Origin of the sequence: uncultured Amaricoccus sp., from assembly GCF_937858865.1 — a bacterium.
Lineage (GTDB): Bacteria > Pseudomonadota > Alphaproteobacteria > Rhodobacterales > Rhodobacteraceae > Amaricoccus.
In genome coordinates, this window is the sequence record NZ_CALLYO010000430.1 from 1 (window position 1) to 14,395 (window position 14,395).

13 protein-coding genes are annotated in these 14,395 nt (G+C 71.1%); 2 read left to right on the forward strand and 11 right to left on the reverse strand.

The window, feature by feature from the left end; all coding sequences use genetic code 11:
- The 6 genes from Q0112_RS12725 to Q0112_RS12750 all read right to left on the reverse strand — a co-directional run.
- On the reverse strand, nt 1-2,291 hold a 2,291-nt coding region (locus tag Q0112_RS12725), incomplete at its 3' end, for an autotransporter-associated beta strand repeat-containing protein (protein ID WP_297975860.1).
- Nucleotides 2,292-2,408: 117 nt separating this feature from the next.
- On the reverse strand, nt 2,409-3,545 hold the full coding sequence (gene dapE / locus Q0112_RS12730) for a succinyl-diaminopimelate desuccinylase (protein ID WP_297975861.1): 1,137 nt from the start codon (nt 3,543-3,545) through the stop codon (nt 2,409-2,411).
- A gap of 58 nt (nt 3,546-3,603) precedes the next feature.
- The gene (locus tag Q0112_RS12735) at nt 3,604-3,996 is read right to left on the reverse strand and encodes a hypothetical protein (RefSeq protein WP_297975862.1); all 393 of its coding nucleotides are present in this window, start codon (nt 3,994-3,996) and stop codon (nt 3,604-3,606) included.
- A 33-nt stretch (nt 3,997-4,029) separates the two neighbouring features.
- Complete coding sequence (locus Q0112_RS12740) at nt 4,030-5,049, reverse strand: methyltransferase (protein ID WP_297975863.1); 1,020 nt, start codon at nt 5,047-5,049, stop codon at nt 4,030-4,032.
- Nucleotides 5,050-5,078: 29 nt separating this feature from the next.
- A complete protein-coding gene (clpS, locus tag Q0112_RS12745) occupies nt 5,079-5,387 on the reverse strand; it encodes an ATP-dependent Clp protease adapter ClpS (protein WP_297975865.1) in 309 nt (102 codons plus the stop codon).
- A 230-nt stretch (nt 5,388-5,617) separates the two neighbouring features.
- Nucleotides 5,618-6,106 carry a phasin family protein gene (locus Q0112_RS12750; RefSeq protein ID WP_297975867.1) on the reverse strand — a complete coding sequence of 163 codons (489 nt, stop codon included), beginning with the start codon at nt 6,104-6,106 and terminating at the stop codon, nt 5,618-5,620.
- A 249-nt stretch (nt 6,107-6,355) separates the two neighbouring features.
- On the opposite strand from Q0112_RS12750, the gene Q0112_RS12755 reads away from it, so the two are divergent.
- Nucleotides 6,356-7,819 (forward strand): serine hydrolase, encoded by a 1,464-nt coding sequence (locus tag Q0112_RS12755; RefSeq protein ID WP_297975869.1) that lies wholly within the window; start codon nt 6,356-6,358, stop codon nt 7,817-7,819.
- 8 nt (nt 7,820-7,827) lie between these two features.
- Here the strand turns inward: Q0112_RS12755 and Q0112_RS12760 are convergent, their stop codons facing one another.
- The 5 genes from Q0112_RS12760 to tgt form a co-directional block, all read right to left on the reverse strand.
- Nucleotides 7,828-8,634, reverse strand: coding sequence for a division plane positioning ATPase MipZ (locus tag Q0112_RS12760; RefSeq protein ID WP_297975871.1), 807 nt, complete (start codon nt 8,632-8,634; stop codon nt 7,828-7,830).
- Between the two features lie 168 nt (nt 8,635-8,802).
- On the reverse strand, nt 8,803-11,211 hold the full coding sequence (gene lon / locus Q0112_RS12765) for an endopeptidase La (RefSeq protein WP_297975873.1): 2,409 nt from the start codon (nt 11,209-11,211) through the stop codon (nt 8,803-8,805).
- A 297-nt stretch (nt 11,212-11,508) separates the two neighbouring features.
- Nucleotides 11,509-11,961, reverse strand: coding sequence for a GFA family protein (locus tag Q0112_RS12770; RefSeq protein ID WP_297975875.1), 453 nt, complete (start codon nt 11,959-11,961; stop codon nt 11,509-11,511).
- Between the two features lie 83 nt (nt 11,962-12,044).
- Nucleotides 12,045-12,476, reverse strand: coding sequence for a VOC family protein (locus Q0112_RS12775; protein WP_297975876.1), 432 nt, complete (start codon nt 12,474-12,476; stop codon nt 12,045-12,047).
- 186 nt (nt 12,477-12,662) lie between these two features.
- Complete coding sequence (gene tgt, locus Q0112_RS12780) at nt 12,663-13,793, reverse strand: tRNA guanosine(34) transglycosylase Tgt (RefSeq protein WP_297975877.1); 1,131 nt, start codon at nt 13,791-13,793, stop codon at nt 12,663-12,665.
- Nucleotides 13,794-14,005: 212 nt separating this feature from the next.
- On the opposite strand from tgt, the gene Q0112_RS12785 reads away from it, so the two are divergent.
- Complete coding sequence (locus Q0112_RS12785) at nt 14,006-14,371, forward strand: SUF system Fe-S cluster assembly protein (protein ID WP_297975879.1); 366 nt, start codon at nt 14,006-14,008, stop codon at nt 14,369-14,371.
- Nucleotides 14,372-14,395 lie beyond the last annotated feature (24 nt).

Here is a 14,395-nt window from a genome sequence, read left to right on the forward strand (position 1 = left end):
AGGCCGTTGTCGGTCAGCCGCCCGGCATAGTCGAAGACGCGGTAGATGCCGGGATCGAAGCTGCCGCCGGGGCTCGTGGTCACGTCGAGCGTGCCGTCGAGCGTGAGGTCGCCGCCCACGACGGTGAGGTCGTTGAGCGCGCCGCCCGGCACGTTGGCCTGGCCGAAGGCATAGTCGAGGATCGCGCCGGGGCCGAGCGCGAGCGCGCCGTTGATGGTGAGCGTGCCCGGTGCCGTCCCGAGATCGCCCGGCGCCAGCCGCGCCCCGCCGGCGAGCGTCACGTCGCCGCCGATCGTCCCCTTTCCGCCGAGCGTCGCGCCCGCCCGCACCTCCGTCGCCCCGGTGGCGCGCGTCTGGTCGCCGTTCACGTAGAGCCCGCCCGCCGCCACCAGCGTGGCGCCGGAATGGGCGTTGTCGCCGGTGAGCCGCGTCGCGCCGCTCCCGGCCTGGGTGAGGGTGCCGGCGCCCGAGACGACCCCCGACACCTCGATCCCGTCCGACCGGTCGAAGACGAGGGCGCCGGCGTTGGCCACGTCGCCGGCGAGCGAGCCCGAGGTCCCGCCGTCGCCGACCCGCAGCGTGCCGGCGGCGATCGTGGTGCCGCCGGCGTGGCTGGCGGCGCCGGTCAGCACCAGCGTCCCCGCCCCTGTCTTGGCGAGCGCGCCGGCACCGGAGATGGCGCCGGCCTGGACCAATTCGGTCCCCGCGAGCGTCTCGAAGCTGCCGCCGCCCGCGCCGAGCGTGGTCGCGCGGTTCATCGCGATGTCGGCGGTGGTGCGCAGCCGGCCGCCGGCGAGGCCGAGCGGGCCGTTCGCCGCGCCGAGGTTCGCGTCCTGTGCGATCTGCACCGTGCCGGCGTCGATTTGCGTGCCGCCGGCGTAGCTGTTCGCCCCGGCGAGGACGAGGGTGCCGCTGCCCGCCTTGGTGAGCTTTCCCGCCCCGCTCACCGCGCCCGTCGCGGTCAGGGTGGTCGCGCCGGTCGGCTCGAAGGTGCCGCCGCCGGCGAGGAGCGTGGCGGCGCGGGCCATGGAGAAGGTCGCGGTCGTGCGCAGCGCGCCGCCGTCGAAGGAAAGCCCGCCGCTCGCCGCGCCGAGCGCCTTGTCGGCGGCGACGGCGAGGGTGCCGGCCTCGATCCGGGTGCCGCCGCTCCAGCCGTTGCCCGCTGCGGCGGCCGGCGCGAGCGTGGTGACGCCCGTTCCGGTCTTCTCGACGACGCCGGTGCCGACGATCTGGCCCTCGTAGGTGCCGCTGTCGTCCTGGACGAAGCGCAGCCGGCCCTCGTTGCGGATGTTGTCCTGGTTGGCGGAGGTCGTCGGCAGGCTCTGCGCCCTCGCCTCCAGCGTGCCCTCCGGGCCGATGTCGATGCCGGCGGCATAGCCGCCGTTGTTGCCGGTCAGCGCCAGCGTGCCGCGGTTGACGGCGGTGGAGCGGAAGCCGCTCAGGCTGCCGGTGATCGCCCAGCGGCCGAGGCCGTCCTTGGTCAGGGTCTGGAAGTTCGCGAGCGCGCCGGCCAGCGTGTCGCTCGAGCCGAGGGCGCCCTGCAGGGTGAGGTTGTTGTTGCCGGCACCGCCGTCGATGCTGCCGGTGACGGTCGAGCCGGCGAAGAAGAAGAGGTTGTCGTCGCCGCCGGCGAAGATGAGGTCGCCCTCGACCCGGGCGCCGGTCTGGTTGAGGAAGTCGATGCCGAGCCCGCCGTTGGTGCCGATCACCGGGCCGCCGTTGACCTGCTGGATGGTGCCGTGGTTGTCGACGACATTACGCGGCCCCGTCTTGACCTCGTCCTCGAACCAGATGGCGGCGCTCGACTGGGCCGAGATCAGCCCGTGGTTCTCGATCCGGTTGCCGGTGCCGTGGACGTTGACCGCCTCGGCGCGGTTGTCGGTGCCGCGCTGGATCACCCGGGCGCCCTCGCCGATGACGAGGATGCCGTTGCTGTTGAACTCGATCGGCTGCTTGCCGGTCCCGAAGAGGCCGTCGCCGCCGGCGCCGGCGTTGCCCTGGACGAGCGCGCCGGGCGCCAGCGTGATGCGCGCGTCGTCGCCGAGGCTGATCGCGTTGCGGTTGGTGACGACGATCTCGGCCCCGCCGAGCACCTCGACCGTGCGGCCGTGGTCGCCGCGGCCGGTCCCGACGGTCGTGGTGTGCGGGTTGGGCGCAGCCGTGTCGCAGGTCACGACGGTCGTCCCGATGCAGGCGGCGAGCGCCGGACCTGCCGTCGGCGCCTGTGCGAGCGCGGCGAGAATCAAGGGCAGGGCACTCGAAGCCTTCAGCCCCGGGCGGGTCAGTGTCATTGCCGTGCTCCGATAACGAATCGCGGTAGACTACCCCCCGCGCCCACCTATAGTGGGCGTTTGGGCCGATCAATCGAGAATTGTGACGGAGCAGCAGGAAAAGCGCAGCGGTTGTATTCAGGCCGCAAAGTAGTCGGAGAGGATACGGGTGTAGACGGCCTTGAGCGCCTGGATGTCGGCGACGGCGACATGCTCGTCGACCTGGTGCATCGTGGTTCCGACCAGGCCGAACTCGACCACCGGGCAATGCGCCTGGATATAGCGCGCATCGGAGGTGCCGCCGGTGGTGGAGAGCTCGGGGGTCACCCCGGTCTCGGCGGCGACGGCGCGGGCGACGAGGTCGGTGAAGGGGCCGGGCGCGGTCAGGAAGCTCTCGCCGGAGATCTGGAAGCGGGCGGCGATGCCGATGCCGAACTCGGCGGCGACCCGGTCGGCCTCCTCCTCGATCCAGGCCGAGAGCGCGGCGCCGCTGTGGGCGTCGTTGAAGCGGATGTTGACGGCGGCGCGCGCCTCGGCCGGGATGACGTTCGTCGCCGGGTTGCCGACGTCGACCGTGGTGATCGCCAGCGTCGAGGGGCCGAAGTGCCGCGTGCCCTTGTCGAGCCGGTGGCTGGCGAGCCGGTCGAGCAGCCGCACCAGCGCCGGGATCGGGTTCTTCGCCCGCTCGGGATAGGCGGAATGGCCCTGCTTGCCGTAGGCGGTCAGCCAGGCGGTCAGCGAGCCGCGGCGGCCGATCTTGATCGTGTCGCCGAGCCGCTCCGGGCAGGTGGGCTCGCCGACCAGGCAGTGGTCGAACCGCTCGCCGTTCGCCGCCATCCAGTCGAGGATCGCCGGCGTCCCGTCGACGCTCTCGCCTTCCTCGTCGCCGGTGATGGCGAGGGCGATGCTGCCCGCGGGCGGGGTCGCCGCCACGAAGTCGATGGCGGCGGCGGCGAAGGCGGCGACGCCCGACTTCATGTCCGCCGCGCCCCGGCCGTAGAGCCGGCCGTTCTCGACGGCGGCGGCGAAGGGCGGGTGGCGCCAGGCGGCCGGGTCGCCGGTCGGCACCACGTCGGTGTGGCCGTTGAAGCCGAAGACCGGCCCCGCGCTGCCCCAGCGGGCGTGGAGGTTGGCGATGCCGCCGCGGTCGGCGCGGCGGGTGACGAAGCCCGCGCCCGCCAGCAGCGCCTCGAGGAGCCGGATCGCGCCCCCCTCCTCCGGGGTCACCGAGGGGCAGCGGACGAGGGCGGCGGTCAGCTCGACGGGGTCGGTCATGGGGCGGGCCTCCGGGCGGCGAGAGGGCGAAGGGCGAGGATCACGCGCGAAACTATCATCAGTCCGTTGATGTGAAAGCGGTTTCCGAACGGGCGGCATGGAAGTCCTGCGCCCGCGCCAGCTCGGCCGCGTGCCAGGCCGCCGCCTCCGGCCCCGCGGGGTCGCCCCGGAAGCGGCCGAGCCGGGCGGCGGCCTCGAAGAAGCCGGGCGCCGGCAGCCCGTCGCGGGCGCGGCCGACGACGAGCGCGGCGATGAACGGATGGCCGGCCGCCGCGTCCTCCGCCATCAGCGCCTCGAGCAGCCGCGCCACGCCCTGGATGAGCTGCGGCGGGGCGAGGCCGATGCCGAGCGCCGCCTCGCGGTAGGTGACGGTCCGCCGCTCCGCCGCCGCCCGGCACAGGCTCTGCCGCAGCCTCGTCCTCGCCGGCTGCCCGGCGCCCGCATCCGGCATGGCCCCTCCGATGCGCAAAGCGCCGCGGGCCGGTCAGGTGCGGCGGGGGCGCGCGGCGTGAATGACCTTGTAGGTGCCGTCCTCGCCGAGCTTGTCCCATTCGCGGAAGGCGTTGGCAAGGACCGCCTCGTAGGGGAGCTGGCGGTTGGCGACGAGGAAGAGCTGGCCCGCCGGCTTCAGCAGGCGGGCCGCGGCGGCGATGAAGGCGGCCCCGAGATCGGGATCGGCGGCGCGGTCCTGGTGGAAGGGCGGGTTGGTGATGACCGCGTCGCAGGCCGGCCCGCCGTCGAGCCGGGTCACGTCGCTCCAGTGGAACGCGGCGCGCGGGTCGGCGACGTTCGCCCGCGCGGCGTCGAGCGCCAGCGCCTCGGCCTCGTGGAGGTCGAGCGCCTCGATCGCCGGCGAGGCGGCGAGCACCGCCTGCGCCAGCCAGCCCCAGCCGGCGCCGAGGTCGGCGACCCGGCCCGAGAGGCGCCCGCCGAGAACGGCGGCCAGCCGGCGGCTGCCGGGATCGGGATGATCGGGCGAGAACATCCCCGGCGCGGTGAGGAAGCCCTCGGCGTTGCGGCGCGGCGCGGCACCCGCCGCCCAGGCATCGACCGCCGGCGGCAGCTCGGCGGGACGGACCAGCCAGAGGACGCGCCCGTGCGCCTTGACGAAGGTGCCGGCGGGCGGCAGGGCGCGGGCGACCTGCCGGGCGATGGCGTCGACCCCCTCGCTCTTCGCCCCCGCGACGGCGAGCGTCCCGCCGGGCGGCAGCGCGCGGAGGCCGAGGGCGATGTTGCCGAGGCTCTCGGCCCGGCTGCGCGTCAGGTTGACGACGACCATCGCCGGCCCGGCCGCCTCCGGCTCCGGCCGCGCGGTCACGGCATGACCGGCCGCCAAGAGCGAATCGTGCAGCGGCCGGAAGCCCTGCACGCAGCGCAGCCGCGCGCGCGGCACCATGTCGAGGAAGGGCGAGGGCACGGCGCGCAGCACGAGAATCGCCCCCGCCTCGGGCAGGGCGAGCGCGCCCGAGGAGACGGCGAGCGCCAGTCGATCGGCCCGGGGCATCGGCGGCGACATGCGGGGGAACGGGTCCCCTACTCCTTTTCCATGGTGCACTGCAGCGGGTGCTGGTTCCGCCGCGAATAGTCCATCACCTGCGTCACCTTGGTCTCGGCGATCTCGAAGGAGAAGACGCCGACGACGGCGAGGCCCTTGCGGTGGACGGTCATCATGATCTCGAGCGCCTGCTGGTGGCTGGCGCCGAAGAAGCGCTCGAGCACGTGGACCACGAACTCCATCGGCGTGTAGTCGTCGTTGAGCAGCAGGACCTTGTAGAGCGGCGGGCGCTGCGTGCGCGCGCGTGTCTTGGTGAGCACACCAGTTTTCGGGTCCGACGCAGTCATCGTGAGTCCAGGGCGGAAAGCGGGCTTCGATCTATCGTCGCATTATATATGGGAACGGCCGGATTAGAAAAGGCTGGCCTGCCGCCGGCGCGCGGGGCCGGCGCGGCCCCGTCCGGCGCCGCAAACGAAAAGCCCCGGCGACACGGAGGTCGCCGGGGAGAATCAATCAGCACTCTCGCCGGGGCGGACTGCCAGGGAGGACAGCGCCCGCCTTCGGCGTACCGACTAAATCAGAGGCTGAACGAGCGCAGGGCCTCGGTGGCCTTGGTCACGCGGGCGCCGAGCGGGGCGCTGATGTCCTTGGCGGCGGCGACGTAGATCTCGTTCATCTTGGTCGCCTGCGAGACGAAGCCCTCGAACGCGCTCTGGGCGTAGGAGGTCTGCTTCTCGAAGAGCTCGGTGAGGGTCTTCGCCGAGGCGAAGTCCTGGGCCGCGGCGACACCCTCCTCGAAGGACTTCTTCGAGTAGGCGCTGATCTCGGTGCCGATGCCCTCGGCAGCCTTGGCGGCGATCTCGGACGACTTCACGAAGGCGTCGACGTTCTCCTGACCGAAGGCGGTCAGACCCTCGAAGCCCTTCGAGAGCTTCTCGAACTGCTCGGTGACGGTCTTCTGGGTGTCGGCGACGAAGCTCTCGACCTTCGCGGTGGCTTCCTGAACGACGTTCGAGACGTCGAGGGTGGCGTCGGTGGCAGCGGCCTTGGCGCTGGTGCGGGACATTTCTCTCTCCAGGGTAATCGTGTTTCGATGACCCCGATATAGGGAACCATGCTGCACTGCGTCAAGGGCTTTTGCTGCGGTGCACCATGAATTTTTTCCGCCACACCCGAGCCCCGCGGCGACGGCCTTCGAAACAAAGGTATTTTCGGCCCCGGACTCGCATGCTAGGCTTAATCCAAAATAAAGCATTCGCTCGCTAGCGTTTGCGACAACCCGAGGCAAGGCGCGCCCGGCGCGCCGGAGGCAGTGATGGTCCAGACCCTATCGCGCGGGGTGATTCTCGCCGTCGGCTTGGTATTCTGCGCGGCCGTGGCGCAGGCGCAGCAGCATGCGGCGCTGGTCATGGATGCCCGCACCGGGCGGATCATCCACGAGGAGAATGCCGACACCCGGGTGCATCCCGCCTCGCTGACCAAGATGATGACGCTCTACATCGTCTTCGACCAGATCCGGCAGGGCCGCCTCTCGCTCGACCAGAAGATCACCGTCTCGGCCAATGCCGCCGCCCAGCCGCCCTCGCGGCTCGGGCTGAAGGCGGGGCAGAAGATCGAGCTGCGCTACCTGATCCGCGCCGCGGCGATCAAGTCGGCGAACGACGCGGCGACGGCCATGGGCGACGCCATCGGCGGATCCGAGGAGGGATTCGCCCGGATGATGAACCAGTACGCCCGGGCGATGGGCCTCGACAGCACCAGCTTCAAGAACGCGAACGGCCTGACCCGGCCGGGGCACATGTCCACCGCCCGCGACATGGCGACGCTGGGGCGGCGGCTCGTCTACGACTTCCCGCAGTATTACAACATCTTCGGCCGCACCTCGACCTCGGCCGGCATCGCCACGGTCAGGAACACCAACCGCCGGGTGCTCGAGGAGTACCAGGGCGCGGACGGGATCAAGACCGGCTACACCAAGGCGGCCGGCTTCAACGTCGTCTCCTCGGCGCAGCGCGGCGACCGGCGGGTGATCGTCGCCGTCCTGGGCGGCCGCTCGACCGCCTCGCGCAACGCCGAGGCCGAGCGGCTCATGGACCTCGGCTTCTCGCGCATGCCGGCGACGGCGCGCGTGGTGGCGCCGACGCCGCTGCGGACCGTCGCCGTCGCCTCGGCGGCGCCGCGCGGCTCGACCGCCGCGCCGGTCGTGGTCGCCAGGACCGACGGATCGATCGCCTCGGTGCGGCCGATGCCGCGCTCGCTCGACAGCGACGCCATCTCCCGCAACAGCGCGACGATCGCCGCCGCCATCGCCGAGGTGAACGCCGAGCTGACGGCGCAGGCCGCGCGCAACGCGCCGCCCGCCGCCGAGGGCCGGCCGATACCCCGCCCCGGGTCGGTTGCCGGGCCGGTCGCCAGCGTGAAGGCGGTCGTGGGCTCGGCCTCGACCTTCGCCGTCGCCGAGCCGGCCGCGCGCCCGGCGCCGCCCGACCCCGCCGCGCTCGAGGTGGCCAGCGCCGGCACCACCGGCGGCAACGACTGGGGCGTGCAGCTCGGCGCCTATCGCGCCAAGGGCGACGCCGAGCGCCAGCTCCTCACCACCGCGCTGCAGGACGTGCCCGAGCTCGCCGGCGGCCTGCGCCGGGTCGAGGCGGCCAAGGTACGCGGCGTGACGGTCTACCGCGCCCAGTTCGTCGGCCTCAGCCAGCAGGACGCCCTCGGCGCCTGCGCCGCGCTCGCACGGCTCCAGGCCGCCTGCCTGCCGCTCGCGCCGGGGATCTAGCCCCTACCTCACGCCGCCACCGAGACCGCCGGCAGCTCGAGCGCGCGCACGAGGTCGCGCACCTCCTGCCGGGCGGCGATGTTCGACATGCTCATCGCCTGCGGATCCGCCTCGCGCAGGTCGAGCAGCGTGAGCCCGGAGAGGAAGAGCTCGCGGAAGACCACCCGCTCCGAGAAGCCCGGGATCAGCCGGAAGCCGATCCGCCGGGCCAGCTCGTCGAGCGCGCTGGCCACCCGGCGCTTGTTGCGCGCGTCGAGCATCGTCATCCGGTTCCGCAGCACCACCCAGTCCATCGGCCGCCGCCCGCTCGCCGCCCGCGCCTGCCGCGCCTTCCAGACCATCTCGGAATAGACCGACGGCCCCCGGATCGCCCCCGAGGCCGGATCGAGCCGGGCCAGCATGTCGAAATCGACCAGGCTGTCGTTCATCGGCGTGATGAGCGTGTCGGCCCGCGCATGGGCGAGCCGCGAGTAGGTCGAATAGGACCCCGGACAGTCGACCACCACATAGTCGGCGCCCGCGAGCTCGACCAGCGCCGCGGCGAAGCGGCTCTCCTCCTCCGCCTCCGCCTCGGCGCGGCTGTCGAGCGTGCTCGCCTCGAGCAGCAGCCGCCGCGGCATCGGCAGCTGGATGCCGTGCCGCCGCATGTAGTCCTGGCGGTTGTCGAGATAGCGGAACAGGCTCTTCTGCCGCAGGTCGAGGTCGAGCGCCCCGACCGAATGCCCGGCCCGCACCAGCGCCGTGATGAGATGCATGGCGGTCGTCGACTTGCCCGATCCGCCCTTCTCGTTCCCCATCACGATCAGCCGCATCATACAGCCTCGTTCACCAAATGACGCGCCCCTCTCCAGGCGCCCCACCAGATTTAGACGATCATCACGATTCCCGGAAGAAGAATCACGCGCCCGGCCTGCAAGGCAGAAACGAAACGACCCGCCGGGCGCCATGCCCGGCGGGTCGCTGTCTCGCAGCCCCGGCCCGCGTCAGTGGGCCGGCGCCGAAGGCCCTTCGCCGGCCGGCGGCGAGATCGGCGGCGCCTTGGCCGCCTCCGCCGCCTCGTCCCACTCGATCGGCTCGGGCATCCGGACGAGCGCCGTCTTCAGCACGTCCATCACGTTCGCGACCGGGATCAGCTCGAGCCCGTTCTTCACGTTGTCCGGGATCTCGCGCAGGTCCTTCACGTTGTCGGCCGGGATCATCACCGTGGTGATGCCGCCCCTGAGCGCCGCCAGCAGCTTCTCCTTCAGCCCGCCGATCGGCAGCACGTTGCCGCGCAGCGTCACCTCGCCGGTCATCGCCACGTCGCGCCTGACCGGGATCCCGGTCAGCACCGAGACGATCGAGGTCACCATGGCGATGCCCGCCGACGGCCCGTCCTTCGGGGTCGCCCCCTCGGGAACGTGGACGTGGATGTCCACCGTCTCGAACATCGGCGGCTTCAGCCCGAGCGTCGTCGCCCGCGAGCGCACCCAGGAGGAGGCCGCGTCGATCGACTCCTTCATCACGTCGCCGAGCGTGCCGGTCGTCTTCATCCGCCCCTTGCCGGGCAGCTTCAGCGCCTCGATCGAGAGGAGGTCGCCCCCCACCTCGGTCCAGGCGAGGCCGGTCACCACGCCGACCTGGTCCTCGGTCTCGGCCAGGCCGAACTTGAACCGCCGCACCCCGAGATACTCCTCGAGGTTCTCCGGCGTCACCACCACCTTCGCCGCCTTGCCGCGCACGATCTCGGTCACCGCCTTGCGGCAGAGCTTGGCGATCTCGCGCTCGAGGTTCCGCACGCCGGCCTCGCGGGTATAGTAGCGCACGATGTCGCGCAGGCCCGCGTCGGTCAGCTCGAACTCGTCCGGCTTCAGGCCGTGGCCCTTCTCCTGCTTCTCGATCAGGTGCTGGCGCGCGATCTCGACCTTCTCGTCCTCGGTGTAGCCGGGGATCGAGATGATCTCCATCCGGTCCAAGAGCGGCCGCGGCATGTTGTACGAATTCGCCGTGGTGATGAACATCACGTTGGAGAGGTCGTACTCCACCTCGAGATAGTGGTCCGAGAAGGTCGCGTTCTGCTCCGGATCGAGCACCTCGAGCATCGCCGAGGCCGGGTCGCCGCGGAAGTCCTGCCCCATCTTGTCGATCTCGTCGAGCAGGATCAGCGGGTTCGTGGTCTTGGCCTTCTTCATCGACTGGATGATCTTGCCGGGCATCGAGCCGATGTAGGTCCGCCTATGCCCGCGGATCTCCGCCTCGTCCCGGACGCCGCCGAGCGAGATGCGGATGAACTCGCGGCCCGTGGCCTTGGCCACCGACTTGCCGAGCGAGGTCTTGCCGACGCCCGGAGGCCCGACCAGGCAGAGGATCGGCCCCTTCAGCTTGTCCGAGCGCGACTGCACCGCCAGGAACTCGATGATCCGGTCCTTGACCTTCTCGAGCCCGTAATGGTCGTCGTCGAGCACCTTCTGCGCATGGCCGAGATCCTTCCTGATCTTCGACTTCTTGCCCCAGGGGATCGACAGCATCCAGTCGAGGTAGTTGCGCACCACCGTCGCCTCGGCCGACATCGGGCTCATCGAGCGCAGCTTCTTCAGCTCGCCCACCGCCTTGTCCTTGGCCTCCTTCGAGAGCTTGGTCCTGGCGATCCGCTCCTCGAACTCGCTGGCGTCGTCCTGGCCCTCGCCCTCGCCGCCGAGCTCGCGCTGGATCGCCTTCATCTGCTCGTTGAGGTAATACTCGCGCTGGGTCCGCTCCATCTGCGTCTTGACCCGGCTCTTGATCTTCTTCTCGACCTTCAGGACGCTCATCTCGCCCTGCATCAGGCCGTAGATCGCCTCGAGCCGCTCGCCGATGTCGCCCTGCTCGAGCAGCTTCTGCTTCTCCTCGAGCTTCACGCCGAGATGGCCGGCCACCGTGTCGGCGAGCTTGCCCGCCGGCATCGAATCGCTGATCGCCGAAACCGCCTCCTCCGGGATGTTCCGGTTGAGCTTGGCGTAGCGCTCGAACTCCTCGGCGACGGCGCGCGACAGCGCCTTGATCGCCGACGGATCCTTTTCCGTCTCGGGGATCTCGCCCGCCTCGGCCTCGAAGAAGACCGGGTTGTCGAGGAAGGCGCTGATCTCCACCCGCACCTTGCCCTCGACCAGCACCTTCACGGTGCCGTCGGGCAGCTTCAGGAGCTGCAGGACGTTGGCGAGCACGCCGGTGCGGTAGATCCCCTCCGCCTTCGGCTCATCCTCCGACGCGTCCTTCTGGCTGGCCAGCAGGATCTGCTTGTCGTCCTTCATCACCGCCTCGAGCGCGCGGACACTCTTCTCGCGACCGACGAAGAGCGGCACGATCATGTGGGGGAAGACCACGATGTCGCGCAGCGGCAGGACGGGATAGGACGGGCTGCTCAATTCTGTCATATGAACTGGTCCTCATCTGGCGAAGCGCCCGGTCCCGATCCTCGGCGGCCTCGGCGCCTCCACCGAAGTGAAATGGCGCGCCGGCCGTGGCGTTTCAAGTCGCCGGCATCTTTGCGCCGCGGGGCCGGGGGTTGCAAGACGCCGCCGCGCCGGTTTACCCGCGGGCGGCCTCCCGCCCACCGCGCCATCCGCATGATTGCGATGGGGTTTTCCGTCGCGATCCGGATCCTGGCCCGGGCGTCGCCGTTGCCCCCGGCCGTGCTCATCGCGAGCGGAAGCGACCCCCGCCTCGCCTTTTCAGTCGAGCCCGGCGAATTCCTCGACGAGCCGCGGCCAATCCGTCTCGGGCGGGAAGCCGGGATAGGAATGCACCGCCGGCGTGCCTGCCCAGGCGAGCTTCTCCGCCGTGCAGGTCTCGACGAAGGGCACGAACCAGCCCGGCTCGTCGAGCGCGGTCGCCCGCACGTTCACGAACCAGTCGATCCCCTCCATCCGGGTGAAGAGCCAGCTCTTGCACCAGCCGCAGAAATGGTGCCGCTGCGCCCCGTGCAGCCCGCCGAGCTCGGTCTCGCCCTCGGTGACGGCGAAGCCGGCCACCGGCACCGCCACCGACAGCGAGAAGGCGCTCGCCGTCATCCTCTGGCAGCCGCGGCAGTGGCAGGCGACGGTGACGAAGGGCGCCTCGCTCACCCGGAAGCGCACCTTCCCGCACCGGCATCCCCCGTCCCAGGGCAGCCTCCAGTCCCGCATCGCACCCTCCCGTCCTCATGCGCCCGGCGCCCCCGCCTACCGGCTCGCGGCCCGCGAAGGCAACAGGGCCTGACGGACGGCGCCTATCCGGGATCGTCGGCGGGGAGGTTCGCCGGGTTCCACACGACCTCCCACAGATGGCCGTCGGGGTCGCGGAAATAGCCGGCGCGGCCGCCCCAGAAGGTTTCCTGCGCCGGCTTGACGATCTCGGCGCCGGCGCGGGCGGCCTCGTCCATCACCTGGTCGACCTGCTCCTGCCGCATGACGTTGTGCCCGATGGTGAAGGCGGTCGGGCTGATCGGCGCCCTGGTCAGCCCGGAGTCGTGCGCAATGTCATCCTGCGCCCAGAGCGCGAGCTTCAGCCCGCCGGCCAGGGTGAAGAAGGCGACGGCGCCGTGTTCGAACTCGCGGCCGACGATGCCCTCCGTCGGCAGCCCGAGGCCGTCGCGGTAGAAGGCGAGCGAACGCTCGAGATCGGCGACGCCGATCGTCAGAACGGAAATGCGCGGCTTCATGGCAATCTCCTCCCTCGTCCGAACCGGAGGATAGGCGACGACGGCGGCCGGCGCGAGACGTGCCTGTCATGCGCTCGCGCACCGGGTTCTTCGCCCCAGGCGCGTAATACAACGTATAGACGAAAATCAACTACCTGATATGAAATGATTTTTCCGCCGGGCACGCGTGCCACCCGTGCGCCCGCCTCAGACGGGCTCCAGATCCCCCTCGGCCCGCAGCGCCTCGAACTCCGCCACGAACCGGCCCAGCCGCCCCTCGGCGATCGCCGCCCGGAGCCCGGCCATCAGCTCCTGGTAGTAGTGGAGGTTGTGCCAGGTCAGCAGCATCGCCGCGATGATCTCCCCGGCCTTGAAGACGTGGTGCAGGTAGGCCCGCTCGTAGCTCCGGCAGCAGGGGCAGGCGCAGTCCGGGTCGAGCGGCCGCGGATCCTCGGCATGGCGGGCGTTCTTGATGTTGACCGCCCCGCGCCGGGTCAGCGCCTGCCCGGTCCGCCCCGACCGGGTCGGCAGCACGCAGTCGAACATGTCGACCCCGCGCAGAACGCCCCCGACGATATCGTCCGGCTTGCCCACCCCCATCAGGTAGCGCGGCCGGTCCTCCGGCAGCGCCCCCGGCAGATAGTCGAGCACCCCGAACATCGCCGCCTGCCCCTCGCCCACCGCCAGCCCGCCGATCGCATAGCCGTCGAAGCCGATCGCCTTCAGCGCCTCGGCCGATTCCTCGCGCAGCTCCCGCGTCACGCCCCCCTGCACGATCCCGAAGAGCGCATGCCCCGGCCGGTCGCCGAACGCCGCCCGCGACCGCTCCGCCCAGCGCATCGAGAGCCGCATCGACGCCGCCACCGCCTTCTCCTCCGCCGGCAGCGCCGGGCATTCGTCGAAGCACATCACGATGTCCGACCCGAGCAGCCGCTGGATCTCCATGCTCCGCTCCGGCGAGAGGTGATGCATCGCCCCGTCCACATGGCTGCGGAAGCTCACCCCCTCCTCGCCGAGCTTGCGGAGCTCGGCGAGGCTCATCACCTGGAAGCCGCCCGAATCGGTCAGGATCGGCCGCTCCCAGTTCATGAACCGGTGCAGCCCCCCGAGCCGCGCCACCCGCTCCGCCCCCGGCCGCAGCATCAGGTGATAGGTGTTGCCAAGCAGGACGTCCGCCCCTGTCGCCCGCACGCTCTCCGGCAGCATCGCCTTGACCGTCGCCGCCGTCCCGACCGGCATGAAGGCCGGCGTGCGGATCTCCCCGCGCGGCGTCTCGAGCACCCCGGTCCGGGCCCGCCCGTCCCGCGCCGCGATCCGGAAGTCGACGCCGCTCGCCATGTCCGTCCCCCGCGCCTCCGGGCGATTCCCGCCCGGCCGACTGGCTCCGACAGTCCGGCCGGATGGTCAACCGCCGATCGGCGCCGCGAAAACCGGGCGAAGACGAGCCCCACCTCGCCGGCCGGAATCGCCCTTCGCCGCCTCTCTGGACGATGCAGGCCGTTTCTCTTATATATTTGCTCAGGATTTCCGAGGACCGAGGGGCGGAAGCGATGAACATCGAAACGGACGCACCGATGGAAGGCACGCCGCTCATCAAGCCGTCGACGACCGACCATCCGCTCTACGACCAGGTGGTCGAGGCCTGCCGCACGGTCTATGACCCTGAAATCCCGGTCAACATCTTCGACCTCGGCCTCGTCTACACCATCGAGATCAATGCCGACAGCGACATCGCCATCGCCATGTCGCTGACCGCGCCGGGTTGCCCGGTGGCCGGCGAGATGCCCGGCTGGGTCGCCGAGGCGGTCGGCGCCATCCCCGGCGTGCGCCACGTGGACGTGGAACTCGTCTGGGAGCCGCAGTGGGGCATGGACATGATGTCGGACGAGGCCCGGCTCGAGCTCGGGTTCATGTGAGCGGACCCGCGGCCGTTCAAGCCG

What these genes read in the sequence shown, in the direction of transcription:
- Q0112_RS12760 (WP_297975871.1), bottom strand. Translation starts at nt 8,634, where the DNA reads ATGATGCGGCTGATCGTGATGGGGAACGAGAAGGGCGGATCGGGCAAG.
- clpS (WP_297975865.1), bottom strand. Translation starts at nt 5,387, where the DNA reads ATGACTGCGTCGGACCCGAAAACTGGTGTGCTCACCAAGACACGCGCG.
- lon (WP_297975873.1), bottom strand. Translation starts at nt 11,211, where the DNA reads ATGACAGAATTGAGCAGCCCGTCCTATCCCGTCCTGCCGCTGCGCGAC.
- tgt (WP_297975877.1), bottom strand. Translation starts at nt 13,793, where the DNA reads ATGGCGAGCGGCGTCGACTTCCGGATCGCGGCGCGGGACGGGCGGGCC.
- dapE (WP_297975861.1), bottom strand. Translation starts at nt 3,545, where the DNA reads ATGACCGACCCCGTCGAGCTGACCGCCGCCCTCGTCCGCTGCCCCTCG.
- Q0112_RS12755 (WP_297975869.1), top strand. Translation starts at nt 6,356, where the DNA reads ATGGTCCAGACCCTATCGCGCGGGGTGATTCTCGCCGTCGGCTTGGTA.
- Q0112_RS12775 (WP_297975876.1), bottom strand. Translation starts at nt 12,476, where the DNA reads ATGAAGCCGCGCATTTCCGTTCTGACGATCGGCGTCGCCGATCTCGAG.
- Q0112_RS12735 (WP_297975862.1), bottom strand. Translation starts at nt 3,996, where the DNA reads ATGCCGGATGCGGGCGCCGGGCAGCCGGCGAGGACGAGGCTGCGGCAG.
- Q0112_RS12785 (WP_297975879.1), top strand. Translation starts at nt 14,006, where the DNA reads ATGAACATCGAAACGGACGCACCGATGGAAGGCACGCCGCTCATCAAG.
- Q0112_RS12750 (WP_297975867.1), bottom strand. Translation starts at nt 6,106, where the DNA reads ATGTCCCGCACCAGCGCCAAGGCCGCTGCCACCGACGCCACCCTCGAC.
- Q0112_RS12740 (WP_297975863.1), bottom strand. Translation starts at nt 5,049, where the DNA reads ATGCCCCGGGCCGATCGACTGGCGCTCGCCGTCTCCTCGGGCGCGCTC.
- Q0112_RS12770 (WP_297975875.1), bottom strand. Translation starts at nt 11,961, where the DNA reads ATGCGGGACTGGAGGCTGCCCTGGGACGGGGGATGCCGGTGCGGGAAG.